This window comes from Rhizobium indicum, from assembly GCF_005862305.2.
Classification (GTDB): Bacteria; Pseudomonadota; Alphaproteobacteria; order Rhizobiales; family Rhizobiaceae; genus Rhizobium; species Rhizobium indicum.
On sequence record NZ_CP054021.1, the window covers coordinates 4156130 to 4180452 of the forward strand.

Sequence of the window (24323 nt, forward strand, 5' to 3'; positions counted from 1 at the left end):
ATGTCATCCCGTTAGGTGGGCAAAGGTGATTCGAGGGCGGCGCGTGCGGCGCGTCAGGCCCTGAGACAACCCGTTCACCGTAGCGAGATTGGATAGCGTCAGGAAGGCGACGATATAAATGGCAACCAAGGTCAAAGAGAACGAAGACGCGGAAGTCGAACGCGACGGCGCAAGCGACGGCCCTCTTCTCGATCTTTCCGACGACGCGGTCAAGAAGATGATCAAGGCCGCCAAGAAGCGCGGCTATGTGACCATGGACGAGCTTAACGCGGTCCTGCCGTCCGAAGAAGTGACGTCCGAGCAGATCGAAGACACGATGTCGATGCTGTCCGACATGGGCATCAACGTCATCGAGGACGAGGAAGCCGAGGAAGCCGGTGCTTCCGGCGGCAGCGATGACGACGACGCCGGCGGCGACGAGGAGAGCGAAGGCGGCGAACTCGCGCCTTCGAGCGGCACGGCACTTGCGACCGCCAAGAAAAAAGAACCGACCGACCGTACCGACGATCCGGTTCGCATGTACCTGCGCGAGATGGGCTCGGTGGAGCTTCTGTCCCGCGAGGGCGAAATCGCGATCGCCAAGCGCATCGAGGCTGGCCGCGAGACGATGATCGCGGGTCTCTGCGAGAGCCCGCTGACCTTTCAGGCGCTGATCATCTGGCGCGACGAACTCAACGAAGGCACGACGCTGCTGCGCGAGATCATCGATCTCGAAACGACCTATTCCGGTCCTGAAGCCAAGGCTGCGCCGCAGTTCCAGAGCCCCGAGAAGATCGAAGCCGATCGCAAGCTCGCAGAAGAGAAGGAAAAGACCCGTCGCGCCCGCTCCGGCGACGACGACATCACCGATGTCGGCGGCGAAGGCCTGCCTCCCGAGGAGGAGGAAGAGGACGAGGACGAATCCAACCTTTCGCTGGCGGCGATGGAAGCCGAGCTTCGCCCGCAGGTGATGGAGACGCTCGATACGATCGCCGAGACCTACAAGAAGCTGCGCAAGCTGCAGGACCAGCAGGTCGAGCAGCGGCTGTCGGCTTCCGGCACGCTGTCCACTGCCCAGGAGCGCCGCTACAAGGAACTCAAAGATGAGCTCATCAAGGCCGTCAAATCTCTGTCCTTGAACCAGAACCGCATCGACGCCCTCGTCGAGCAGCTCTACGACATCAACAAGCGCCTCGTTTCCAACGAGGGCCGCCTGCTGCGTCTGGCCGAATCCTACGGCGTCAAGCGCGACTCCTTCCTCGAGCAGTATCAGGGCGCTGAGCTCGATCCGAACTGGATGAAGTCGATCGGCAATCTGGCCGCCCGCGGCTGGAAGGAATTCGCCAGGGGCGAAAACACGACGATCCGCGACATCCGCCAGGAAATCCAGAATCTGGCGACCGAAACCGGTATCTCGATCTCGGAATTTCGCCGCATCGTCCATATGGTGCAGAAGGGCGAGCGCGAAGCGCGCATCGCCAAGAAGGAAATGGTCGAAGCGAACCTTCGCCTCGTCATCTCCATCGCCAAGAAGTACACCAACCGCGGCCTGCAGTTCCTCGACCTCATTCAGGAAGGCAATATCGGCCTGATGAAAGCGGTCGACAAGTTCGAATACCGCCGCGGTTACAAGTTCTCGACCTATGCGACATGGTGGATCCGTCAGGCGATCACCCGTTCGATCGCCGACCAGGCCCGCACGATCCGCATTCCGGTGCACATGATCGAGACGATCAACAAGATCGTCCGCACATCGCGCCAGATGCTGCACGAGATCGGTCGCGAGCCGACGCCGGAAGAACTGGCCGAAAAGCTCGCCATGCCGCTCGAAAAGGTCCGCAAGGTCCTGAAGATCGCCAAGGAGCCGATCTCGCTCGAAACCCCTGTCGGTGACGAAGAGGATTCGCATCTCGGCGATTTCATCGAGGACAAGAACGCGCTGCTGCCGATCGACGCCGCCATCCAGGCGAACCTACGCGAAACGACGACCCGTGTTCTCGCCTCGCTGACGCCTCGCGAAGAACGTGTGCTGCGCATGCGCTTCGGCATCGGCATGAACACCGACCACACGCTCGAAGAAGTCGGCCAGCAGTTCTCGGTCACCCGCGAACGTATCCGCCAGATCGAGGCGAAGGCGCTGCGCAAGCTGAAGCATCCGAGCCGCTCCAGGAAGCTCAGAAGCTTCCTCGACAGCTAAGGCTTCGGCCACACCGTTCTGATTTGGAAAAGCCGGGCTTCGCGCCCGGCTTTTACTTTTCCTGATTAATACCAATGATCCCTGCGCCTTTCTTGTCCCTCCACGGTGACAAGCCTATAATCCGGCCACGGGGGAAGGCATCGATCGCAACGCGCGACCGAGGGTCGACGTATACCTGCATGACCCAGCCTCCCTAGATCCGAATAATTTTAGGCTTGACCGGCCAAAATCTGAATTTGGATCTACGCCAGAAAAATAGAGCATGACGTTGTCCGGAAAGCTCTCACACTCTTCGGCATCATGCTCTGGGAGGTGCGACATGACCACTTACATTCTTTTGATCAATTGGACGGATCAGGGCATCCGCAATGTGCGCGACTCGGCAAAACGGCTCGATGCCGCGAAGAAATTGCTCACCAGCGTCGGAGGCTCCATAAACCAATTCTACCTGACGATGGGCGGGCATGACATGGTCGCCGTCTGCGAGGCGCCCGATGACGCCGTCATGGCGCATTTTACCCTGTCGCTGGCGATGGGCGGCAATGTCCGCACTGAGACGCTGAAGGCATTCCCGGAGGCCGCCTACCGGGATCTCATCGGCTCGCTCGGGTAGCCGGAGCCGGAGATCGTCGATCTTAGATGTTGCGGAGCACTCGCTGCGCTGGCAGTGTCGCGGCGTGCTTCAATTTCCGCGGCAGGCTCCGGCCCGACTTTTCGGCAAGCTCATGATGAAAGCGCTCCTCAGTTTCATGATCGTCACCGGTCGTTCGACAGCCGCTTCCTGACCGATGGAACTGGCGGCGGACACATGGGATGACGGGATCCGGCGAGGCGCTGCGGTGTCGTTCGCACTGCATGTCATCGCGATCCTGCTTCTGCTGCTACTGCTGCCGAAGGCGGAGCCGCCGCTGCCATTGCCGGATGACGGTCTCTCGGTGGAGATCGTCCCGCAGGCTGTGGAACAGCTGAAAATGCCAGAGCCCGCCAAGACGCCTTCGCCGGAACAGGCAAAGCCTGAGGCGGCAAAACCCGAAGCCGAGCCGGCGGCGCCGGTGACAAATAATCCGCCAGCTGCGGTAATGCCTTCTGTGGCACCGATTACTTTGCCGGTGCAAAAGCCGGCGGAATTCGTCGAGGCAAGACAGCTGTTTTCCGACAAGCTCCTTGCCGATCCACGCAGCCGCCGCGCCCGCGAGGCACTGCGTGACCTTGCCGGCAGCGAGCGCAATCTGCAGCTCTGTGATCTCGAGGCGCTGGAGCAGGTCCGCCGGGCGCAGCCGGCTATGGCGCCGGATGTGCTCGCCCCCTATGCGATGGCGGCGGAGAAGGTCAGCGGCAACAGCGTCGAGGTCAGCGGCGGCGCCTTCCGCAGCAAACGCAAGTGGTACAACATCCAGTTCAAATGTGAGCTCGATGCCGGCTCCGGCAAGGTCGCGTCCTTCGCCTTCCTCGTCGGCGATGCCATTCCCCAAGATGAATGGCAGGAGCACAATCTGGTGGCCGACGATGGCGCGGCCGACCAATAACCCTCATCGCTGCTCGATCACGCGGTTTTTTTCTTTTGTGGCTTGATGCTGCCGGCTTTAGAGGCCACATCGCTGCTGTGACAGAAGAAGACGTAGAACCGGCGGAAGCGCAGCACGAAACGGGAAAGCAGCGGCCTGAAATCCGCTGGGGCGTCGTCGCGTCCGTTGCTGCGCATATTCCTATCGTTGCTCTTCTGATTTTCGGGCTGCCGAAGATCGAGCCGAAGCCTGTTGAAGACGAGAGCGTGAAGGTGGAACTCGTCCCGCCGCCGGAGGAGAAAAAGCCGGAGCCCAAGCCCAAGGAAAAGCCACCGGAGCCGAAGCCGCCGGAGCAGGCCAAGAAGGAACCGCCCCCACCGCCTCCGCCACCTCCGCCGGCCAGCAAGACTCCCAAGCAAGCTAAGCCGAGGCCTATGCCGACCCTGAACCCTGTCATCGAGTTTGGTGACAGGAATAGCGGCCCCGAAAAATCGTTCGCGGGAAATTCTTCTCAAGGCGAAACCAAACCCGCAACAACTCCGCCGCAGCACGATGCCGAACCTGAGCAGATGCCGACACAGGCTGCTGCGGAAAAACCTGAAACTGAAACGCCTGCTTCAAAGCCCGTGCCAGATGATGTGAAGCTTCCAGAGGTTGCGACAACAGACGTTTCTCCGAAGCCCAACGGGCCGCCGACAGACGTGTCTGGCGAAGCCACGACCAGTATCGAGCAGGCCAAGCCGCCGGAGCAGAAGACCGCTGAAAAGCCGAAAGCGGTCGCTAAAAACAACGACCTGCCCAAGGCAAAAACGCTGTTTTCGCGCATGGGAGATGGTAATTTGCTTGCGCAGACTGCGATCGATGGCCTTCCGCGCAAAGAGCGAGTGGCCACGCTTTGCACTACCGAACTTCAGGGCCAACTGGTTCATGGTTCGCCGAGTTATTTCCCGTCCGCATTGCCTAGTTTCGGGTTGCGAAGCGGGACCGTCCTTGATGTGCCGGATGCAGCCTTTGGCACAGCTAAAGGCTGGTACCAGGTTCGCTTCCGTTGCGAGTTGGATGAGGACGCCACGAAAGTCGTGTCGTTTGCCTACGAAGTTGGTGGATTGATCCCCCGCAGTCAGTATGCGAAATATGAAATTCGTGACTAGTCCTAGCGATCCCGGATTGCGTCTCATCGGGAACAAGCCACGCGCAAGGAACCGCACCTAGCCTCTTTTCATGGCCGTGATGATTCCGGTGAAGTAGAGGACAGATGATATGTCGAACGAGATCGAGCATTTCTTTGAGCGTCAGGACGAAGCCGTGAGCGCGGTGTTCCTGGAAAACAAAGGCGACGAGCTGACCGATATTCTGGTGGCGGCTCTGGAAGAGGCTTTCGAAATCCTTGTCGAAGCGGCACCAGCCGAAACCGTTCACTGAGGTCGCAGAAGGATCGTTCAGTCTGCCAATGTGTGCTGACCGATCGTGCCGCTTGCGGTGCCCCGCCTTGTCGGGATAATGCGCCAGCATCAATGGCCTAGATATCATGTCGATTTTCCAAGAGGATCAACCGCCGTCGGCGGGCGCGCTTGATGCCCGTCTGGCCGGTTACCGGTTCGAACGCGATGCACTCGGCCGCTCCGCCGCAAGTGTCTTCCGGCTGGAAGCTCTCGGATTGCCGACACTTTATCTGAAGGTCGAAGAGGTCGGTCCTTTTGGCGAACTCGCCGATGAAGCAGCCAGGCTTCGTTGGGTCAAGGCTTCCGGTCTGTCCTGTCCTGGTGTCATTGCAGAGGATAGCGACGGTGCGCACAACCGGCTGCTGATCAGCGCGCTGCCCGGGAGTGACCTCGCCAGCGCACCGGTGCTGACGCCGCTTGCGCGGGTTGAACTGCTGGCTGCGGCACTTCTTGACCTGCATCGCCTGCCGATCGCATGCTGCCTGTTCGATCATCGGCTGGAGAGGCGTATCGCGGCGGCAAAAGCGCGGATGCAGGCCGGCATCGTCGACGAGACCGATTTTGACGAGATGCGGCTTGGAAAGAGTGCTGAGGCCTTGTTTGCCGAACTCGAGCGCCAGAGGCCGGATGGCGAGGATCTCGTCGTCACCCATGGCGACGCCTGCCTGCCGAATTTCATCGCGTCGGAAGAGGGATTTTCGGGCTACATCGACTGCAGTCGTCTCGGCGTCGCCGACCGCTATCAGGATATCGCGCTCGCCTGCAGCAGCGTCGCCCATAATTTCGGCGAGGCGCTAGTGCAGCCCTTCCTCGAACGTTACGGATTGACGGCACCAGATCCGGCAAGGCTGGATTATTATCAGCTGCTCGACGAGTTCTTCTAGGCAGCCCAGTCTAGCTACGATTGCGTCATCTCACTGCGGCTGGCAGAGTGGCTGGCGATCGGACCTGCGGACAGGTGATGGCGAGAAATCAGTTCAGGATGTTGCGCTCGGCGCTATCAGGCGTCGAAGCGGTGGTGGCGGAAACTCATCACAGCTTCGCGCGCCACACCCATGAGCAGTTCGGCATCGGCTTGATTTCCGCCGGTGCGCAGTCGTCCCTCAGTGGCCGCGGAATGGTGGAGGCCGAGGCCGGCGACATCATCACGGTCAATCCGAACGAGGTGCATGACGGCGCGCCGATCGGCGAGGGGCGGTCATGGCGCATCCTCTATTTCGATCCCGCCATCGTCACTGGTCTGTCGCGAGAGATCAGCGAAAGCGGGGCAGGGCGATCGGAAATCCCGCATCCTGTCATCCGCAATGCGGCGATCGCCGGCCGCTTCGAAACGCTGTTTGGTGCGGTGACCGGCGGCAGGGCGGCGGATGGGTTGTTCTGCGAGGAACTGCTTCTGCAACTCGTCGCCGACGTCATGCGGGAGTGCTCTGGTACCGAAGAGCGACCACTGGTGCCGGCGTCGATCCGCGCGGCTCGAAACCTGATTGACGACGACCCGCTTGCCGCCGTCTCGCTCGCCGATCTCTCCAGGGAAAGCGGGCTCAGCCGCTTCCAAGTGCTGCGCGGTTTTGCCAAGGCGACCGGATTGACGCCGCACGCCTATCTCGTCCAGGCACGCATCCATATCGCACGGCGGCTGATTGCTCAGGGCATGCCGCTGGCGGAAGCGGCCTTTGCCAGCGGCTTTGCCGATCAGAGCCATATGACGCGCGTCTTCGTGCGCAAATACGGCCTGTCGCCGCGTCTCTATGCCGGCGCCTTTCTCTGATCTCGCTAAGCCTGCAATTTCATTCAAGACCTCGACAGGCTCCTGCTGTTTTCTCGGCGCATCCAACAGGAGACGCTGAATGTCGAGGCAGGTTCAAGGGTATGTCTATCTGGCGCTGGCCATGCTGACTGTGGGAAGCACGGTCGTTGCCAGCAAACTCATCGCCTCAAGCCTGCCGCCGTTCAGCGCCACCGCATTGCGCTTCGCCATTGCCTTTCCCGTCTTTCTCGTGCTGATGTGGGCGACCGGCGCGCGGCTGCCGAAACTCTCCAGAGAGGACCGCCTCATCCTTGTCGTTCAGGCGGGGGCCGGCAGCGTCGGTTATACGACGCTGCTGATCTCCGGCCTCAGCCTGACCTCGGCGGCCGATGCCGGCGTCATCATCGGTACGCTGCCGGTGGTGTCGGCCGCAATCTCCATCCTGCTGCTTCGGGAACGGCCGCAGCGTGCCCTGCTTCTTGCCGTGGCGCTTGCAACGGCGGGCGTGCTGTCGATCGCCTTCACGCCGGATGCGGCCGGAGGGGCGCTCTCCGGCAATGCGCTGATCTTCCTGGCCGTCGTCTGCGAGGGGCTGTTCATCCTGCTCAACAAAAAGCTGAAGACGGAGATTGCGCCGCTTGCCCAATCGACGCTGATGGCCGGCATCGGCTTCATCGTTGCCGTCATCCCGGCTATTTTCGAAGCGCCTTTCGCACATGGTATTTCCGGAAGCGCTGTCGCCGCCGTCGTCTATTATGCGCTGGTGCCGACCGTGGGCGGATTTCTGCTCTGGTATGCGGGGGCAGAAAGGGTGAGCGGTACGGAAGCCGCGCTCTTTACGGCGCTAGCTCCGGTTTCCGCCGTCATGCTTGCCTTCATCATCCTTGGAGAGCCGGTCGGGCTCGCCCAGGTCGCCGGCATCGCCTGCGTGCTTGCGGCCGTGCTCGGGCTTGCCTTTGCTGGGAGCCGTACAGTGAAACTTGCCAGGGAGAGATAGACCATGCAGTTCAGCCATTCCGATGCCATATGGCAGGCCTTTCCGGAGCTTCGCGCCGGCACGCTTCATGCGGAAGGGATCGATGTGGATGCCGATGTCGAGGCGGCGATCGCAGGCTTCAGCGCGATTGCCGAGGCCCGGCTGGCCAAAGCCCAGGAAGGCGAATTCCCCGAAATCCAGGCCTGGCGGCGCGGCTTTTCCCGTATGGGGCTGAAGCCGACACAATATCGCTGCGCGTCCGAGGCGCTGCTGCGCCGCTTCCGCCAGGAACATGCGCTGCCGCGCCTGCATCCGCTCATCGACCTCTGCAATGCGGTTTCACTCGCCTTCGCCATTCCGGTCGCCGTCTTCGACGCCGAAAAGATCGCCGGCAATCTCGAAGTCCGGCGAGCCAGGGGTGACGAGACCTATCTGACTTTCGGGGGCGACAGCGAACATCCGGAGCCGGACGAGGTGATCTTCGCAGACGGTGCGGGAAACGCGCATGCGCGGCGCTGGACGAACCGGCAGAGCGGGCTTTCGGCCGTGCGGGAGACGACGCGTTCGGTGCTGATTGTTGCGGAGGCCCTGCATGTTTCCGCCGGCGAGGATATGGGGAAGCTGGTCGCCACAGTTGCGGATGCGCTCGCGGGGCATTGGCCGGTGGCAGCCAAAACGGCGCTGCTGAGCTTGGAATCGCCGCGTTTCGAATTCTAAGCGAAGGTGGCATTCGAGGCCTTGGGCCAGCGGCATGGCCGCCCTATCTCCATGGGGCCGATATCTCCTGGAGACGAACCACCATGTCAGACAAGTCGATCAAGATTCCGGGGCCGGATCATCCGATCACCGTCGAGCACAATCCCTCCCGTGTCGTCGTCACGCTTGGCGGCAAGACTATCGCCGACACCCATGACGCACTGACGCTGCGCGAAGCCTCCTATCCGCCGGTGCAGTATATTCCGCGGAGGGATGTGGACATGTCGCTGCTTCGGCGCACCGACCACACCAGCCATTGCCCCTATAAGGGCGATGCCTCCTATTACAGCATCATTGCGGGCGGCGACCGCTCGAAGAATGCCGTCTGGACCTACGAGGCGCCGAACGCCGCGGTCATCAACATAAAAGACCATCTCGCCTTCTATCCCGATCGCGTCGACGGCATCGAGGAAATGGCCTCTCCGGAAGCCGGCACCTTCTGACGACACGCATTGCAGCCGTTCCGGCGGAACATGTTTGCTTCCGGGCCGTTAGGGTCATCTAGCGGGGGATGTGTCGTGCCGAAATTCTACTTTCAGCTCTTCGATCGGGATGGTGCCGGGGCGACCGAGACGGGATATGATTTCGACTCTATCGAGGCTGCCAAAGCGGAGGCGCGGCGTGTTCTCGCGGAGATGGCCGCCGAAGGCCTGCCGACTGCACCATTGAATATGATGTCGGTGGAGCTCTTCGATGAAAGCCGGCGACCGCTTGCGGAAATCCGGCTGATTCTCGAGGAAATTGCGAAATAGCCACGCGGGCGTCCCGGCCTGTGAATGCCTGTCGATCGCGCCAAGCAATCGAACGACTATGTCAAATTTAATTGCCGGCTATGAAGGCGGGTCTTAGCGTCGCGCAATCGACCGAGTCGGATTGATGCGTATGTGTGAGTGGCGGCAGCCCTTAACGGCCGCCGCTATCGCAAGACGTCGAGCCATTCATTGTTGAAGACGAGACTGGCAACCGTGACCGGATCGCCCTTCTCGTTGCGGACGGTGATGGCGATGGTCATGCGATCACCCGCAGGCAATTCGTCACGGGCCACATCCAGCAGGATGCGGGTCACTTCTTTTGGAATGTCTTCACGAGATCTGAGCTCGGTGCCGTGCTCATCGCGCGTGGGACCTTCCCCGTTGTGTAGATCGAAATAGTAGCGAGCCATGTTTTTTCCTGCGCGTCACAGGGAGAAATCACAGATGAAGACAATTGTTCCCGAGGCTAGGCATTGATTCTTATAGAAAATATAGGTCGCATCGAAATGGGGCCGGCTTCCAGCGATATCGGTGGGCATGCCCGTGATTGAATCCCTGCTGCTCAACCTTGGAAGCCGTGATCTGCTGTCGGCCGAAGAGGAAAGCCATCTCAGAGCGATCATCGTCAAAGACAGGTATTTTGCTGCCGGGGAGGATCTCGTCTCCGAAGGAAGCAGGCCTGGCTACAGCACGCTGCTGCTCGATGGTTTTGCGGCGCGCTACAAGGTGATGGCCGATGGCAGCCGCCAGATCACCGCACTGCATGTTGCCGGCGATTTCGTCGATCTGCATGCTTTCCCGATCAAGAAGATGGATCACGGCATCGTGGCGCTGTCGTCCTGTCATGTCGCCTTCGCCGATCATGCCGATCTCAAGGCTATCACCGAACGCATGCCGCACCTGACCCGGCTGCTCTGGCTCGACACGCTGGTCGATGGCGCCATCCACCGCGAGTGGATCGTCGCCATGGGCCGGCGCTCCAAGCGTGCCCATATCGCTCACCTCGTCTGCGAACTCTTCGTGCGGCTGCAGGTGGTGAAGCGGACGCGCGGCGCAAGCTTCCAGTTTCCGTTGACGCAGATCGAGATGGCCGACGTGCTCGGCGTCTCTGTCGTCCACCTCAACAAGACGCTGCAGGCGCTGAGGCGCGAGGGCGTGTTCACCTGGGAGAACCGGACGATCACCATCGTCGACTGGGAACGCCTGCAGGAAATCGCCGAATTCGATCCCGGCTATCTCAGCATCTTCAGGGAGCCGCGGTAGGACAGGGCTGGAGGCATCACACAATCCGGTGACGGCGCTTCATTGCGATTGACAATTCGCCCATTCGGGCAGAACACCGCTCCGATCTTGAAAACTCTCCTAAAGGCCGGCGACCGCTGCCGGCCGGTGACATCGCAATGGACATATCCCAAAGCCCGGGGAGCGTTCTTCGCCACCCCGGCTATCTGAACTTCGCTGCCTCCCGCGTCTTTTCCTCGCTTTCCTTCCAGTCCATTGGCATCGCCATGGGGTGGATGATCTACGACCAGACGCATAGCGCCTTTGCGCTCGGCCTCGTCGGCTTGTGCCAGTTTCTGCCGATGGCGGTGCTGACCTTCGTCGTCGGCCATGTCGCCGACCGGTTCGATCGGCGGCGCATCGGACTTGTCTGCCAGTTGATCGAGGCGGTGACGGCGCTGGTGCTGGCGGTTGCCACCTGGCAGCAATGGCTGACGCCGGCCGGCATCCTTGCCGCCGTCACCGTGCTCGGCGCCGTCGTCGCCTTCGAGCGTCCGACCATGGCGGCGCTGCTGCCGAACATCGTGCCGGCCTCGATGCTGCAGAAGGCGGTCGCAACCTCGACCTCGTTGATGCAGACGGCGATGATCATCGGCCCCTCGCTCGGCGGCCTGCTTTATGGCCTCCACCCCGTTGCGCCTTTTGCTATATCCGCGCTGCTCTTTGCCGTCGCAAGCTTCAACGTCATCTCGATCCGGATGCAATGGAGCCCTGCCAAGCGTGAGCCGGTGACGCTCGCCTCGGTCTTTGCCGGCGTCTCCTTCATCCGCAGCCGGCCGGTGATGCTCGGGACGATCTCGCTCGATCTCTTCGCAGTGCTGCTCGGCGGCGCGACTGCGCTGCTGCCGATGTTTGCCAGCGATATCCTGCATGCCGGTCCCTGGGGCCTCGGTTTTCTCCGCGCGGCCCCGGCGGTCGGCGCGCTTGCCATGTCGATCATGCTCGCTCGCCGGCCACTGAGCAGCAATGTCGGCCGCAAGATGCTTGCCGCCGTCGCCGTGTTCGGCGTCGCCACCATCATCTTCTCGCTCTCCACCAATATCGCGCTTTCCGTGCTGGCACTGTTCGTCATCGGCGCGTCCGATACGGTGAGTGTCGTCGTGCGCAGCTCGCTGGTGCAGCTTTTGACGCCGGACGAGATGCGTGGCCGCGTCAGCGCCGTCAACTCGCTGTTCATCGGCACCTCCAACCAGCTCGGCGAATTCGAATCCGGCATGATGGCGGCAGCCCTCGGACCCGTCGCCACAGGCGTTGTAGGCGGGCTCGGCACGATCGTCGTCGTGCTCCTGTGGATGCGGCTCTTCCCCGATCTCAGCAAGGTCAAGACGCTGCAGGGCTAGCACATGCATGACGCGTTGAAAGCGGCGACCGCTCCCGTTAGGTTCGGCCCGAAACATCATTCGGTGGGGATCGGCGTGACGAAAAGTTTTCTATCTTGCGTGCTGGCCGCGTTTTTCGCCTTAGTGCCGGCCGTGGCACTGGCCGAGTGGCAGGCGGTCGAAGAGGTGCGGCCCTATTCGATATCAGGTACCTCGGGGGCCGGGCTCTATGCATCGATCGGCGAGCGTGGGCCGAAGGCGGGCGGCTTCGGCCGGGCAATCGCGCATACCACGTTCAAGCTGACCTGGACCCGGAAATACGAACCGCAGGGCAATGCCTGCGTTATCGTGACCAACCGGCCGAAGCTCATCATCACCTATACGCTGCCGAAACCATCTGCTGAGCTGCCAGCCGCCGTGAAGAGCAGCTGGCAGGCCTTCATATCAGGCATGCAGGCGCATGAGCGGGTGCATGGCGAGACCATCAAGGAGATGGTCAAGGAGATTGAGGTGACGAGCATCGGCCTCACCGTTGCCGACGATCCCGATTGCAAGAAGATCAGGATCGAGCTGACCCGGCGCCTCGGCGAGATCTCCCAAAGACAGCGCCAGCGCGGCCGCGACTTCGACAAGATCGAAATGGGTGACGGCGGCAATATCCAGCAGCTCATCCTCAAGCTGGTGAATGGGCCCTGAGTGGGCCGAAGCGGATAACGGGCGACGTTCTCAAAGCGGTATAGCCAGAAAGCTCCGGTGCGGTTATCAGGCCGCAGCCAGATGCATGGCCATCCCCTTTCGGAGCGGGCGCTTCGTCCCTATCAAGTCTCGGTGGGTGCGTTCAGATCGCGGACAAGGGCTATCAGGTGCGGCAGCAGCTCTATTCGATACCGCGGCGAGGGCAGCGAAGCGGGCCAGGCGTTTTTCGGGCCGAAATAGACGGCATGTATGCCGGCGTTCTCTGCTCCAAGAATATCGGCCTCGGGATTGTCGCCGACGAAGAGACAGTTGTCGACGGGCAGGTCGAGACGGCCAGCAGCCAGCTCGAAAATTTCCCGTGCCGGTTTACGAAGGCCGATATCTCCTGAAATGACCACCAGGTCGAGCCCTTCGTTCAGTCCCGCCGCCGCGATTTTCGGTCGCTGCACATTGCCTTCGCCATTGCTGACGACGCCGACTAGAACGCCGGATTGCTTCAGCGCCGAAATGGTCTGTTTTGCTCCTGACATGGGAACAGCCATGCCGGGATACACTGTCTCGAAGTCGTGGAAGAGGGCCTCAGCAAGCTCGCTTGGAAGACTGAATGTCTCCGCCAGGCGCGGATAAAGATCGCGCTTTCTTACCAGGCCGGCCTTCTCCAGTTGCAGGAATTCAGCAATGTAGTGCTGTTCCTCGACACCGTGCTCGCCAAGACGAAATCGCTGATATTGGAGCGGCAGGAAGGTGAAGACGGTAGCGGTCTTGTCGATGAGGGTTTCGTCAAGATCAAAAAGGACCGCTCTAATCATGGTGTCCCGCCCGATGCTCGCTCAAAGGATTGTTCCGCAAAGCCGGTAAAGCGGAAAACCGGATCGGGGTCAAACCTCACGAGTCGAGTGGACGATCGACAGCGGCGCAATCAGAGATGAAAAGGCGGTTGAGCGCTTCGTCCCTGGACCTGCCTGGCCGCCGTCCTATCTCCTCCGCCATAACAAGGCGCAGACGCGCAGAGGAGGAGCGAGATGTCCTATGTCGATGGTTTCATCGTGGCGGTTCCGAAGGGGAATATCGAGGCCTACAAGGAATTCTCGACCTTCGCCGGCTCGATCTGGAAGGAATATGGCGCGCTCGAATATGTCGAATGCATCGGCGACGATGTGCCCTATGGCGAGCTGACCTCCTTTCCCCGCGCCGTGCAGGCGAAGGAGGATGAGGTGGTGGTGTTTTCCTGGATCGTCTACGGCTCGCGCCAGGAGCGCGACGATATCAATGCCAAGGTGATGGCCGATGCCAGGCTCAAGGGCGACCAGTGGCAGATGCCGTTCGACGGCAAGCGGATGATCTACGGCGGCTTTGAGACGCTGCTCAAGCTCTGATCGCCCGAAGCAAGCATTGACTTGCCCGGGCAAGCTTGACTTTGCCCGGGCAAGCTTGACTCGTGCCAAGCAGCGCGCCAACTCGCGAGAGATGTCATCTCGAAGCAGGAGAGCGCCTTGCCCCAGACGATCCTCACCTTGTCCACACGCGGACAGGGCCTTTACGAGTTCACCCACCAGGCGGAGGCCTTCGTCAGAGCGTCGGGGCGGGAGGAGGGGCTTCTCACCGTTTTCGTGCGCCACACCTCCTGCTCGTTGCTGATCCAGGAAAATGCCGATCCTGACGTGCGCACCGATCTCCTCGCCTTCTTCCGCCGCCTCGTGCCGCCGGCCTCCGATCCTGACATGGGCTGGGTCGTGCACAGGGCCGAGGGGCCGGACGACATGCCGGCGCATATCAAGGCGGCGCTGACGCAGGTCTCGATCGGCATTCCCGTTGCCGATGGGCGGTTGATGCTCGGCACCTGGCAGGGCCTTTATCTTTTCGAACATCGCGACCGGCCGCACCGGCGCGAAATCGTGCTGCATCTCAGCAACTGAAACCGGTTAATCCTTGTGAATGCAAACTGAATGCCCGGTTCGAACACCATTCATTTTGCAACGTTTACTGTCGAGACAATCCCTGAAGGGAGAGCTTGGGAATACCAATCGACGGAGACACAACATGACGCATTTCCTGACCAAGGCTTCGCTTGCCGCTCTGCTCGCCCTCTGCACTATTCCGGCCACTGTTTCCACGGCCGCCGCCGCAGGGCCGCAGACGAGCTTTGTCGTCGAGGCGCAATATCATCGTCCGATCCGCGGCTGCTCGCCGATGCACGCGGTGCGCAAGGCGCGTGATTTCGGCCTGCGGAGAGCCCACATCACCCGCATGTCGCCGCGCGTCGTCGTCGTTGCCGGGCGCGACCGCCGCGGCTGGGACAGGATCACCTTCGCGAATGTCCGCGGCTGCCCGCTGATCCGGCGCTGAGGACTGCAGCCGGAGGCGCCGAAGCGGCGCTTCCGGTCTGTTTTGCCTTGACGGTGACACTTTCAGCCGTCTCTTCTCTGACCTGTATGAGTGATTCCCAAATGACGCTTCGGCGTGATGCGGACCAATGGGGAGGGCGGCTCGACCGCACCGACTTTCAAACGAAAGGTTTTTCGATGATGCAGTTTCTGGCAAAGGCGGGTCTTGCCGTCATGCTGACAGCCGGTACGCTTGCCGGCACGGTGGTCCCGGCCGCCGCCCAGTTGAATATCATTATTGGCGAGCCGGACCGTGGTCCGCCGCAGGATTACCGCCGCCCGCCTCCGGGGCAGGGCTACGGCCGGCCGTCGCGCGGTTGCGATCCGCGGCTCGCCGAAAACCTCGCCCGGGATTACGGCTTTCGCCGCACGCGCGTCGTCGACATCACGCCGCGCCGCGTGATCGTCCAGGGCTGGACGCGTCGCGGTCCCGGTGAAATGAGCTTCGGCAATGTGCGCGGTTGCCCCGCCCTGCGCCGCTAATCGTTAGAAGAAAATGCCGCCCCGTCTCCCCGATGTGGCGGCCAAGAACCGCCTTTGCCCGTCTCCCCGGATCGGCAAGGGCGGTTTTCTTTGTGAAAATCTTTTTACAGCGCCGCGCATCTGAAAAGACGCGCGGCGCTTTCATTTTACTGTTCGATCGCGAAGGTCACGGTGACGCTGACATTGTAATTGTTCTCGCCGCCCTGGACGGGAACGGCGGCGTCGGAGGCCTCCTTCATCATCGTGGCGCGATAGACCGGCTGCGGCATTGCGCGCGGCACATTCTCGTTGATCTCAAGAATGCGGCCGAGCTTGACGCCGGCGGCTTCGCTCAGCGTCTTTGCCCTCTTGACGGCATCGGCGACCGCGGCCTTGCGTGCCTCTTCGATCGCGGCGTCCGGCTTGTCGTTGGTGAACTGGATTTCGCCGCCCTGGTTGATGCCGAGGGTGACGGACTGGTCGATCACCGCGCCGAGCTTGGCGAGATCGCGCAGCCTGACGGTGACCGAATTGATGGTCTGGTAGCCGATCAGCTGCGGCGGCGGCTGCTGGCCGTCGACCGGCTGCGGATAATTGTACTGCGGCTGGATGGAAAAGCCGGAGGTCTGCAGGTCGCGCTCGGCGATGCCGCCGCTCTTCAGCGCGGCAAGCACGTCGTTCATCGCCTTGTTATTTTCGTCGAGCGCTTCGCGGGCGGTTTTCGCCTGTTTGACGACGGCGAGATTGACGATGGCCATATCGGGAGCGACGGAGGATTCGCCATCGCCGGTCACCGAAATCACCGGCTCGCGCGGCTTTGCATCCTGCGCGAAGACGGGCGCTGCAGCGGCGAGCGGCAGGGCCAGAAGGGCGGTCATCAGGACAGTTCTGGTATAGATCGGCGCCATGTTTTCATTCCTTGGTTGTCGTTTCCCGGAACAGCTTTCTGTCGGTTGATTGTGAAGCTATTACGGCGGAAAAGACAGGCGCATGCTTAGCGAGAAAAAAATCTAAGGGGCGCATGCGTTGGAGCTGAACCCGGAGGACGTCCGCCGACCCTTAAGAGCCGAAACGGCTGGACCGGAACCGACGGCTCGCTATCATATGGCGATCATCGACGACGAGGAAGCAATGTTCGAAACGCTCGATCCCGTCCCGTCAGAGATCGCCACCGCGATTTCCGATGGCCTGAACGCCTTCAACGAGAGCGCTGAGATCAGACGCGAGGCCTTCGCCATCGTCTGGCGGGAAAATGGAAGGCTTATCGCCGGAATAACGGCGTCCGTTTCCTTCTCTGTTCTTTTCATCGGCAATCTGTGGGTCGAAAAATCGCTGCGCCTGAGCGGCATCGGCAGGAAGCTGATGGCGGCGGCGGAAGAAGAAGGGCGCCGCCGCGCCGCCGTCACGGACTGCGTCGACACGCTCTCGACCCAGGCCCCGGATTTTTACCCGAAGCTCGGATATGTCGAATTCGGCAGGGTCAGCGGGCATGCCGGATGCCGGCCCGTTGACCGGATCTGGTTCCGGAAGGAATTTTCCGCCGCAACTTGATCAGGAGCCGCTGGCGGCTTCCCATCAGATATCAACTGAAATGACATTGGAGGACGTAATTGCGGGGGCAGACGAGTCGGTTGACTCGCGAATTGTCCTACTAGGCGCCGAAATCGTCCATGAAGGATGGGTGGATGGCGGGCTTGCGCTCTTCGCGTGCGTTGCGAATGCGCTGGGGAACCGCACCGAGACCAGCGACGAAGCGGGTCAGGAGATTGCGGTTGAAAAGTTTATGTATGGCACTCATGGCAGTTCACTCATTCTTTTTTTTGTTAGCCGGCAGCATATATTTTGCCCAGGCTGCCATAACAATGGGCAATTTTGCATGACAGTTATGTGACGGTGCATGGCTTGGGCGAAACTGGCCTAAAGGGCGATCACATTGGCGTTAGAAGCGGCCGCCGAGAGCGGTCGGCCGCTATAAATCCTCGTCTGTATTCGCCGTGGCATGATAGATTGCCCGCTTGGGGTAAAACCATCCCCTCCGAAGGAGAAGCTCAGATGAACCGATTTTTCGCATTTATCGCGACCGGAACGCTGATCAGCCTTGCCTCGATCATCTCGGCCTGCACATCAACAAGCCCCGATCAAACCTCGTCGATCGGCGGCGGTTATGGCGGTTATTATGAGCGTCAGCCGCTTAATCCGGCGTGTGGGGGTGGATTCAGGCCGAGCGATGGACGCTCTTGTAGCTATTAGGAATGTGCGCCGATCAGGCATGATGCCGCCGGACGAAGTCGCGTGATACTGGCCATCGCCGGAGGCGAACTATCGCGGCAATCAGACTTCTAATTCTCCAGCGCTAATAGCTGCACGGACGATCGTTGCCGAATCCATTGCGGCAGGCAGGCCGAAGGGCAAAGTCGGCGCTCTGAGCGGTATAGCCGACAGAACCGGTCTGCACTGAGTCGTTTGGGCTCGTGGTGCAGGCCGATGCCGACATGGCAATGACGAAGACGGCTGCTATGGCTGCCGATAATTTGCGAGTTTGAAGCATCTCCCCACCCCTCACTGTCCAAAGTGTCCTTATAATCCTGGCAAGTAGTGCCGATGAGGGACCTGATAACTGTCGTTGTCGATCAAGATTTTGTTATTTGCTGAAAACCCCTTCGCCAGCGCTCGCTGCCACGATCAAGGTTGCCACGGCCACGCCTACAGATGTTTGTTTGGACATCGACGATATGGGGAGCCGCAGCCTGTCGAAGAGGTCCCATTTACCGTGCTCGATTGCCGATCTGGAGTAGGTAGGAGGCTCATGGGTGCGGCCATGAATCCAGAGCGAAGGTCAAGCCCGGTCGGCGACGAATTCGCCGAGGTGGTAGCCTTTCGCAAAGGAGATAAGGCGGCCGAATAGGCACACTGCTCCAGGACATCCGCCATCTGCGCCAGCAGCTTGCATTGGAAGAAGGCGCCTTGAGGCGCGGATGCCATATCCTGCGCACACCGGGTCAGGTCGCATTGAAACGCTTGGGTTCCACGGCAAAAGAACAGCAAGCGGCAACGAACAGGGCTTTGGAAAACAAGGCAGAAGTCCTGTCGCAAGTCCTTCCAACCAGTAGAGAACTTAAGTTTATGGGGAGAACAACCTGCGACAGGGAAATTCGGCAGCTATTCAGCGGATGCCAAATTACGCCCGTCGAATTGACCTATTCTATTTCCAGCGGAGTTGGTACCAACGCGAAAGCGTTGATCGTTGGGGGTAATTATGCGTTGCGCGGGATATGGGGTTTTGGCCGTCGCGTTATCAGTATGGGGCGGTGAGGCAGCGGCCGATATGGACCTTAACGGACAGGAACTTGCTGGCGGCCTCGTGCAGATCATCGCTTATGCTGATCCCTGCGCTTACGATATCGACCAGAATGCTCAGTTCATTGGCACAAGTGTGCCGTTGATGGCGAAATCGAACGCGTCGCTGCGCACGATCACAAAGGCTACAGCTAAGTCGCTCGGGTTGCTTAGATGACAGAGGTTACCGCTGCACGGCTTGCCGAACTGGACGATGAGATAGTACGCCTGCAGGCAGCTCTATTAGAGCACGCAGAGCGTTTAGCGCGTGGTGAAGAAAGCGAGCAGCCTCAGCCGCCAACCTGGTCGATCGAAGAGCAAAGAGCTTGGTCTGAAGCACTTCAAGCCAAAGTAAGAAACACAATGATCGAGGCCTACGGAGGAGAGGCAACATACAATGCTGTTACCGCTCAAGGCGAAGCGGTGAGGCAGGCTCGCCGCGAGGCGGACCGCTCGATTGCCATTGTTCACGTGACCGTCGTCGAGGAGCAGTTGCGATCAGCAATTGAACGCTATTTCCCTGGAATGCATTCTGATCCACAGGCAATTGATCGTCTATTCGACCCGATGCGATATGGGCCGCTCAGCACTTTCACTGCACGAGTGGATATCGCTTTTGCATTGGGCATAGTCGGATCGGGCGCCTGCAAAGCCTTGAAGCTAATAGCTCAGATCCGGAACAAATTTGCCCACAAGCTTGAGATACATTCATTTGACCATCCCGACGTGACAAGGTTGATCGACAAACTTACATATATGGACTTCGCGATTACCGGGCCGGACGCCGAAGGCCTAATGCACTTGTGGAATCGTTCACCGAACTCGGAGCTGAAGTCTGGAAGCGGATGGCGTGCATCCGACAATCCTTTCGACCATCGGGGAAAGTTTGAGAAGACCTGTGGGTTTCTGCAGGATTCCTTGCGAACGAGCGTGCCGGGAACGACGCATCCAGATCTGCACGAAAAATGAGTACGCCCGGCGAAGGGCGGTTTGTGCGGCTCAGGACAGGGCTTTCAAACGCTCGCCATGCCCGTCTTTTGAAACCTCAAAATTCCGAAACCTAGTGTCAAAATTCCGGAATTTCGCGTCCGGCTACACAGGGCATTGCAGCGGAGTGGTGGGCCCGGAGGGCTAACCACTAATCCCGAAAATCAATGAGTTGGCAGAAAGTGGGACCGGAAATTGCTCCGCCTGCTTCTTATGTTTTTCGGCGCCAATGTCCCACCGAGAGGGCAGTAAAGCAGCGCTAAAGACGGCGGTGCCAATGATCCAAATATTTATCACCAATGTAGCTGGACGCAACCGACCACGGCATGTGGGCTTCATGGTCTCCATAGACATATGGAAGGATGACGTATGGGCTAAAGTTGAATGTCAAGCCACGACTATCGAAATTAAAGTTTTCGAGAGCGCGCCAAACGTCTTCAAGGTCTTCCGCGTTAATCAACCATTCCGGCGAATCGTCGAGTCCTGCTTCAACGACTTTAAGGCAATAGGCCAGCACCCGTTTGGCCCTTTCGTCGTCATTTTGTAGGAAGTCGCGAATATGTACGGAGCCAATGGCGCCGCTGAAGAAGTTGGAAGTCAACGTCCAATGGTTTCCATGCGCCCCGCCGGTCTCCATGTAGACAAAGTACCTGATTGAGACAAATTCCTCGGAGCGGAAAAATTCCTCGGTTGTGATTTGGAATTCCCACGGCCGGAAAAACTCTTTGTCGAGCCCCTCCACGGCGGGGACATCCGCCTTGAAACTGTAATACTGATCAAGGACCTTAGCCTCAACGTGTGATGAAACAAGCCTCCAAAATCGATCCGGCGAGCTGAATTCCAGATACTCTATCGAGAGTTCGTATGTTTCCTCTTTCTCTTCAATTTGATGCCGAGATATTCCGTCGGTGACCCTAACGTTGTCGCGTTTGAATGCGATCGGCGCTGTCGGAGATTGCTGAATCTGGCCGGCTTTCTTACCAACGGCAAGCGCAATCGCCTGTTGCCAGTCATCATCGAAGTCAATGTAATGATAGCGCATAAACTGGGCGGGAAGGCGCACTCCCCCAATACGAATGAAAATCACGAAAGTGCTACCGAACGGCTTGTCATCCGCTAAGCGCAGTGTCTCTCGAATTTCCCTGTTGACTACGCCTGGTCGGCTCAAAATTTGCTCCGAGCACAAATGAACTATGAGGTCCGCACTCTGCTGCGCCGCGAGCCGCTCGTCATCCCAATTGTCGCCGGCTACCAGGGATTTCTTGTCGAACCAAACATCCAGTCCGAGGGTCTCCAAAAAGGCCACGACTTCGTTAGCGACGTGTTTGTCTTCTTTGGCGTATCCGACGAATACTTTCATGTGCAGCCCCCGACTCAGGAATCCAGCTTATCCAGATTCCTCGTTGAATGCCTAGGTGCCACTAAGGGTAGCGACCACTCAATGCCCGCCGGCCAGCGCAATGACAGCAACGACGTACGACACGGCGATCATGAGGTAGGCGAGCTGCAAGAGGGTCATGGTCCATCCTTTCGTTGGTGGACCCCTACATATTCCGAGTTTTTGAGTCACGGACATCACAAGATCTGTAGTTGACTTTTCAGTAAAACTGTGAAGCGGCGTTGACAAATTTGTATATATACAGCACATTCAAGGCGTAGTTCGAGAGGGTCTGTGGACCTTCTTGCCGCCCCGTGCTTCAGCGCCAACTTGCACCCGAGCCCGCCCAAGGCGGTTATCTGAGCCCAATTTCTGGACATTTGTCGAGCATCTGCCGACATAGCCCCAGCCACCCATTGTTACTACATTTGCCGACCGGCTACGTGCCGGCGAGAGGAGGATTTTTGCGCATTCTTAGAATTGAGCCTGCGTCACCGAGTGGTGACGATGGATTCTCCACGATAGCTACGTTCGACGTCTCCCTCTCCGATCACGTTCGTGTCTTCGGCATGCGACTGGTTGCAGGGCCACGTGGCACCAGACTCGCGTACGGGCCGAATGCCTCTGGCGGAAAGCGGTGTGTCACATTCTCGCGGGAAGCCGCTTTGCAAATTACCCGCGCAGCAATGGAAGCCTTGGCAGGAGACCGAAAGTCCCATGAACGCATCACAGCAGAAGTCTGAGCCCACGCCACTCGAAACACGCCTTGGGCTATTCGAAAACGGCTATCACCCTGTTCTCGCCAGAGGGAAGATCTCTGATGTCACCGGATGGCGCACGCCAGTCGCATCCTTTGACGAAATTATCGAAAAGACGCGCGACAATCCTCATTATGAAAACACCGGGCTTCTATGCGGTCGCCTGGTCGCACTCGACATTGATGCTCCGGAGCCTGAAACGGCCGCAGCCCTACTGGCCATGGCCGAGGCTATTCCTAGCGCCGATCGCGCGTTACGCCGAGTCGGCAAGGCTCCCAAAATCTGCCTATTTTTCCGCGCGACCGAGGTTAGAAAGAAGCGCACCACGAAGGCGTACATGGTGGACGGCATAAAATGCCAAGTCGAAGTGATGGGCGATGGTCAGCAGGTACTGGGGTTTGGCGATCACCCCGAAACGGGCCTTCCATATCAGTGGATCGGCTCATCGCCGCTCGATATTCACATTGATGACCTTCCCGAAATTACGGCAGAGGCGATCGACGCCTTTGTTTCCGCGGCTGGCCAATATCTGGCCGCTCATGGTGTGCCGCTGATCCAGCCGAGGGAGGGGGCCACTCAACACGAATACCAGCCCACGGAACTGCGTGCACCCGCAGGTGATGGGATCTGGGCAGAGTTAAAGGCAAAGGCGATGGCCAACCTTGGCGCTTGGGTGCCTGCACTCGGTCTGTCTGGCACGCGCACATATGAGCAAGGATATTTGGCCCGCGCGGACTTCCGGCCGTCGACCTCGTCAACTGGGAAAACAGGTGCCAAGCGCGGTCTGTCTCTCTGCTTTTCGCCTGAGGGCATCGTCGACTACGCCGACGGAAACAAGGGTTTCAACCCGATCGACATATCCGCGGTCGCTCTCGGAGTGAGCCCAACGGAGGCGGCCGACTGGCTGCGTTCAAAGTTAGGGGATGAGCGGCCGCCAGGAGATTCACAAAGGTACTCAGGGCTAATAGCCAGGGCTCTCAGTGGGAACAAGCACAAGCGCCCAGAGGCTGGGGTGGCTGCGGCGCCGGTGCGAGAGATGGTGCCAGTAAACGACAACAACAGTCTGTTGCCAGCAACGCCAGCGATGCACCCAGATCCCTACAATCCATCTGCCGCAGGTGGCTTGATCGCTGATATTGCAAAGTGGATAACATCGACGTCGGTCGTGAAGGTAGCGGAACTATCCCTGGCCTCATCTGTGGCACTCATGGCTGGGATCTTTGGCAGTCGCGCGCTTACACCAACCCGTTCGGGCGTCAATATCTTTGCAACAACGATCGTCAGGACTGCTGGCGGTAAGGGCAGGCCTCCGAGCGCCATCCGAGCTTTGGCGGATAAGGCTGTTCCGGGAGGTGTTGTTTCAAATTCTGATCCGACGTCATTCGCTGCCTTCGAACGAATACTGCGCAGGAACTCATCCGTTGTGGCTGTGATGGACGAGTTTGGTCTCACTCTCCAGGGCGTCAACTCCAAGAAGCAAGACCCTGCGGCTTCATCAATACGGAAGTTCTTGCTCAGCGTCTACGATCAGGCCGACGGTGTGTTCGACGGCAAGGCATATGCCTCAGCCGACACCAAAAAGGACGACACACCCATCATTGGCCCTGCTTTGACCGTGCTCAGCATGACGACGGCAGAAACGCTCTACAAGGGGGTATCAAAGGAAAGCGTCAGTGACGGGTTCCTGAATCGGTTCGTCTTCGTCGAGTCCTCATTGCACCCTGACGGTGTAAAGCCACCAGACCTCAGTGCCGACAGCTCGCCGCCGGCTTCGATTGTCCATGACCTACAGAAAGCTGTGACGAGCTTTCCCGTGAAAGTAGAAATGCCCGGAAGGTCAGCGAAGGTGAAGCACCGTGTCCCGTTTGATGATGGCATTGGAAGTGCCGCCCATAGGGCTTGGGAAGAGGTCTTCCTCTGGCAGCACAGCCGAGCATGGGATGACACGGAAAGCAAGATCCGCGGTCGCGCGGCTGAGAACACAATCCGTCTCGCCACGCTGCGCGCCATCAGCCGCAATCCATGGAGACCTTTCGTAACCGTCGAAGACGTGCAGTGGGGCTGGGCCATCGTGTTTAAGTCGATAAACATCATGGAAGCCGGGGTCAAAAACATGGCTGGCTCCGAACAGGAGGAACTGAGAAACGCCATACTGGCGGCGCTCGGAAAGGCGAAGAACGGAGTACTGTACCGAAGCCGATTGATGAGGCTGGCGGATATTAAACACGCAACTATGTCGGACTACACCGCGGCAATGGCTTGGCTGTATGCCTCCGGCGACGTCATCGACATTTCAGAGGATGGGGACGGCTCAAAGCTGATGCTGAACAGTTCCCAAGGGAACGACGAGTGACGGGAACTTGGGAAC

At 59.5% G+C, this 24323-nt stretch carries 29 protein-coding genes; 23 read left to right on the forward strand and 6 right to left on the reverse strand.

Going from position 1 to position 24323, the window contains the following annotated elements; translation table 11 throughout:
* The first annotated feature begins 118 nt into the window (after nt 1-118).
* The 11 genes from rpoD (at nt 119) to FFM53_RS20110 (ending at nt 9354) form a co-directional block, all read left to right on the forward strand.
* Nucleotides 119-2176: an RNA polymerase sigma factor RpoD gene (rpoD, locus tag FFM53_RS20060; RefSeq protein ID WP_018074040.1), complete on the forward strand. Its 2058-nt coding sequence runs from the start codon at nt 119-121 to the stop codon at nt 2174-2176.
* Nucleotides 2177-2495: 319 nt separating this feature from the next.
* Nucleotides 2496-2789 carry a GYD domain-containing protein gene (locus tag FFM53_RS20065; RefSeq protein WP_003541605.1) on the forward strand — a complete coding sequence of 98 codons (294 nt, stop codon included), beginning with the start codon at nt 2496-2498 and terminating at the stop codon, nt 2787-2789.
* 175 nt (nt 2790-2964) lie between these two features.
* Nucleotides 2965-3702 carry a DUF930 domain-containing protein gene (locus FFM53_RS20070; RefSeq protein WP_138386970.1) on the forward strand — a complete coding sequence of 246 codons (738 nt, stop codon included), beginning with the start codon at nt 2965-2967 and terminating at the stop codon, nt 3700-3702.
* Between the two features lie 35 nt (nt 3703-3737).
* Complete coding sequence (locus tag FFM53_RS20075; RefSeq protein WP_138386971.1) at nt 3738-4832, forward strand: DUF930 domain-containing protein; 1095 nt, start codon at nt 3738-3740, stop codon at nt 4830-4832.
* Nucleotides 4833-4941: 109 nt separating this feature from the next.
* Nucleotides 4942-5103 (forward strand): hypothetical protein, encoded by a 162-nt coding sequence (locus FFM53_RS20080; protein WP_173883608.1) that lies wholly within the window; start codon nt 4942-4944, stop codon nt 5101-5103.
* Nucleotides 5104-5209: 106 nt separating this feature from the next.
* A complete protein-coding gene (locus FFM53_RS20085; RefSeq protein WP_138386972.1) occupies nt 5210-6007 on the forward strand; it encodes an APH(3') family aminoglycoside O-phosphotransferase in 798 nt (265 codons plus the stop codon).
* 77 nt (nt 6008-6084) lie between these two features.
* On the forward strand, nt 6085-6891 hold the full coding sequence (locus FFM53_RS20090) for an AraC family transcriptional regulator (RefSeq protein WP_138386973.1): 807 nt from the start codon (nt 6085-6087) through the stop codon (nt 6889-6891).
* 79 nt (nt 6892-6970) lie between these two features.
* Complete coding sequence (locus FFM53_RS20095; protein WP_138386974.1) at nt 6971-7867, forward strand: DMT family transporter; 897 nt, start codon at nt 6971-6973, stop codon at nt 7865-7867.
* Between the two features lie 3 nt (nt 7868-7870).
* A complete protein-coding gene (locus tag FFM53_RS20100) occupies nt 7871-8563 on the forward strand; it encodes a B3/B4 domain-containing protein (protein ID WP_138386975.1) in 693 nt (230 codons plus the stop codon).
* An 83-nt stretch (nt 8564-8646) separates the two neighbouring features.
* Nucleotides 8647-9045 carry a DUF427 domain-containing protein gene (locus FFM53_RS20105; RefSeq protein ID WP_138386976.1) on the forward strand — a complete coding sequence of 133 codons (399 nt, stop codon included), beginning with the start codon at nt 8647-8649 and terminating at the stop codon, nt 9043-9045.
* 75 nt (nt 9046-9120) lie between these two features.
* The gene (locus FFM53_RS20110) at nt 9121-9354 is read left to right on the forward strand and encodes a DUF6894 family protein (protein WP_129419781.1); all 234 of its coding nucleotides are present in this window, start codon (nt 9121-9123) and stop codon (nt 9352-9354) included.
* Between the two features lie 164 nt (nt 9355-9518).
* On the opposite strand, the gene FFM53_RS20115 is transcribed toward FFM53_RS20110, so the two are convergent.
* Nucleotides 9519-9764, reverse strand: coding sequence for a DUF6894 family protein (locus tag FFM53_RS20115; RefSeq protein ID WP_129419782.1), 246 nt, complete (start codon nt 9762-9764; stop codon nt 9519-9521).
* Nucleotides 9765-9897: 133 nt separating this feature from the next.
* Between FFM53_RS20115 and FFM53_RS20120 the strand changes: the two genes are divergently transcribed.
* The 3 genes from FFM53_RS20120 (at nt 9898) to FFM53_RS20130 (ending at nt 12650) form a co-directional block, all read left to right on the forward strand.
* Nucleotides 9898-10617, forward strand: a complete 720-nt coding sequence (locus FFM53_RS20120; protein WP_138330689.1) for a Crp/Fnr family transcriptional regulator — start codon at nt 9898-9900, stop codon at nt 10615-10617.
* Between the two features lie 137 nt (nt 10618-10754).
* Complete coding sequence (locus FFM53_RS20125; protein WP_138386977.1) at nt 10755-11975, forward strand: MFS transporter; 1221 nt, start codon at nt 10755-10757, stop codon at nt 11973-11975.
* A 3-nt stretch (nt 11976-11978) separates the two neighbouring features.
* Nucleotides 11979-12650 carry a DUF922 domain-containing Zn-dependent protease gene (locus FFM53_RS20130; RefSeq protein ID WP_171598429.1) on the forward strand — a complete coding sequence of 224 codons (672 nt, stop codon included), beginning with the start codon at nt 11979-11981 and terminating at the stop codon, nt 12648-12650.
* Nucleotides 12651-12772: 122 nt separating this feature from the next.
* Here the strand turns inward: FFM53_RS20130 and FFM53_RS20135 are convergent, their stop codons facing one another.
* Nucleotides 12773-13459: an HAD family hydrolase gene (locus FFM53_RS20135; RefSeq protein WP_138386978.1), complete on the reverse strand. Its 687-nt coding sequence runs from the start codon at nt 13457-13459 to the stop codon at nt 12773-12775.
* A 213-nt stretch (nt 13460-13672) separates the two neighbouring features.
* Between FFM53_RS20135 and FFM53_RS20140 the strand changes: the two genes are divergently transcribed.
* The 4 genes from FFM53_RS20140 to FFM53_RS20155 all read left to right on the forward strand — a co-directional run bounded on the left by FFM53_RS20140 (nt 13673) and on the right by FFM53_RS20155 (nt 15517).
* Nucleotides 13673-14026, forward strand: coding sequence for a DUF1428 domain-containing protein (locus tag FFM53_RS20140; protein ID WP_138330456.1), 354 nt, complete (start codon nt 13673-13675; stop codon nt 14024-14026).
* A gap of 117 nt (nt 14027-14143) precedes the next feature.
* Complete coding sequence (locus FFM53_RS20145) at nt 14144-14566, forward strand: secondary thiamine-phosphate synthase enzyme YjbQ (protein ID WP_138386979.1); 423 nt, start codon at nt 14144-14146, stop codon at nt 14564-14566.
* A gap of 124 nt (nt 14567-14690) precedes the next feature.
* The gene (locus tag FFM53_RS20150) at nt 14691-14996 is read left to right on the forward strand and encodes a hypothetical protein (protein ID WP_105006826.1); all 306 of its coding nucleotides are present in this window, start codon (nt 14691-14693) and stop codon (nt 14994-14996) included.
* 176 nt (nt 14997-15172) lie between these two features.
* Complete coding sequence (locus tag FFM53_RS20155) at nt 15173-15517, forward strand: hypothetical protein (protein ID WP_138330690.1); 345 nt, start codon at nt 15173-15175, stop codon at nt 15515-15517.
* Between the two features lie 146 nt (nt 15518-15663).
* Here FFM53_RS20155 and FFM53_RS20160 read toward each other — a convergent pair whose 3' ends face one another.
* Entirely contained in the window at nt 15664-16404 is a 741-nt protein-coding gene (locus FFM53_RS20160; RefSeq protein ID WP_138330458.1) for an SIMPL domain-containing protein, read from the reverse strand.
* Nucleotides 16405-16600: 196 nt separating this feature from the next.
* On the opposite strand from FFM53_RS20160, the gene FFM53_RS20165 reads away from it, so the two are divergent.
* Nucleotides 16601-17047, forward strand: coding sequence for a GNAT family N-acetyltransferase (locus FFM53_RS20165; RefSeq protein WP_138386980.1), 447 nt, complete (start codon nt 16601-16603; stop codon nt 17045-17047).
* A 100-nt stretch (nt 17048-17147) separates the two neighbouring features.
* Here the strand turns inward: FFM53_RS20165 and FFM53_RS20170 are convergent, their stop codons facing one another.
* Nucleotides 17148-17294, reverse strand: coding sequence for a hypothetical protein (locus FFM53_RS20170; RefSeq protein ID WP_171598428.1), 147 nt, complete (start codon nt 17292-17294; stop codon nt 17148-17150).
* 254 nt (nt 17295-17548) lie between these two features.
* Between FFM53_RS20170 and FFM53_RS20175 the strand changes: the two genes are divergently transcribed.
* A complete protein-coding gene (locus tag FFM53_RS20175; protein WP_138330460.1) occupies nt 17549-17746 on the forward strand; it encodes a hypothetical protein in 198 nt (65 codons plus the stop codon).
* Between the two features lie 103 nt (nt 17747-17849).
* On the opposite strand, the gene FFM53_RS36385 is transcribed toward FFM53_RS20175, so the two are convergent.
* On the reverse strand, nt 17850-18044 hold the full coding sequence (locus FFM53_RS36385) for a hypothetical protein (protein ID WP_138386981.1): 195 nt from the start codon (nt 18042-18044) through the stop codon (nt 17850-17852).
* Between the two features lie 732 nt (nt 18045-18776).
* Between FFM53_RS36385 and FFM53_RS20180 the strand changes: the two genes are divergently transcribed.
* Together FFM53_RS20180 and FFM53_RS20185 are read left to right on the forward strand one after the other, a co-directional pair.
* Complete coding sequence (locus tag FFM53_RS20180) at nt 18777-19010, forward strand: hypothetical protein (protein ID WP_173883609.1); 234 nt, start codon at nt 18777-18779, stop codon at nt 19008-19010.
* Nucleotides 19007-19801, forward strand: coding sequence for a hypothetical protein (locus FFM53_RS20185; protein ID WP_138386983.1), 795 nt, complete (start codon nt 19007-19009; stop codon nt 19799-19801). The genes FFM53_RS20180 and FFM53_RS20185 overlap by 4 nt, the downstream gene beginning before the upstream one ends.
* A gap of 277 nt (nt 19802-20078) precedes the next feature.
* On the opposite strand, the gene FFM53_RS20190 is transcribed toward FFM53_RS20185, so the two are convergent.
* Nucleotides 20079-21179, reverse strand: coding sequence for a TIR domain-containing protein (locus tag FFM53_RS20190; protein WP_138386984.1), 1101 nt, complete (start codon nt 21177-21179; stop codon nt 20079-20081).
* Nucleotides 21180-21914: 735 nt separating this feature from the next.
* Here FFM53_RS20190 and FFM53_RS20195 point away from each other — a divergent pair.
* Complete coding sequence (locus FFM53_RS20195; RefSeq protein WP_173883610.1) at nt 21915-24308, forward strand: bifunctional DNA primase/polymerase; 2394 nt, start codon at nt 21915-21917, stop codon at nt 24306-24308.
* The last annotated feature ends 15 nt before the right edge of the window (nt 24309-24323 follow it).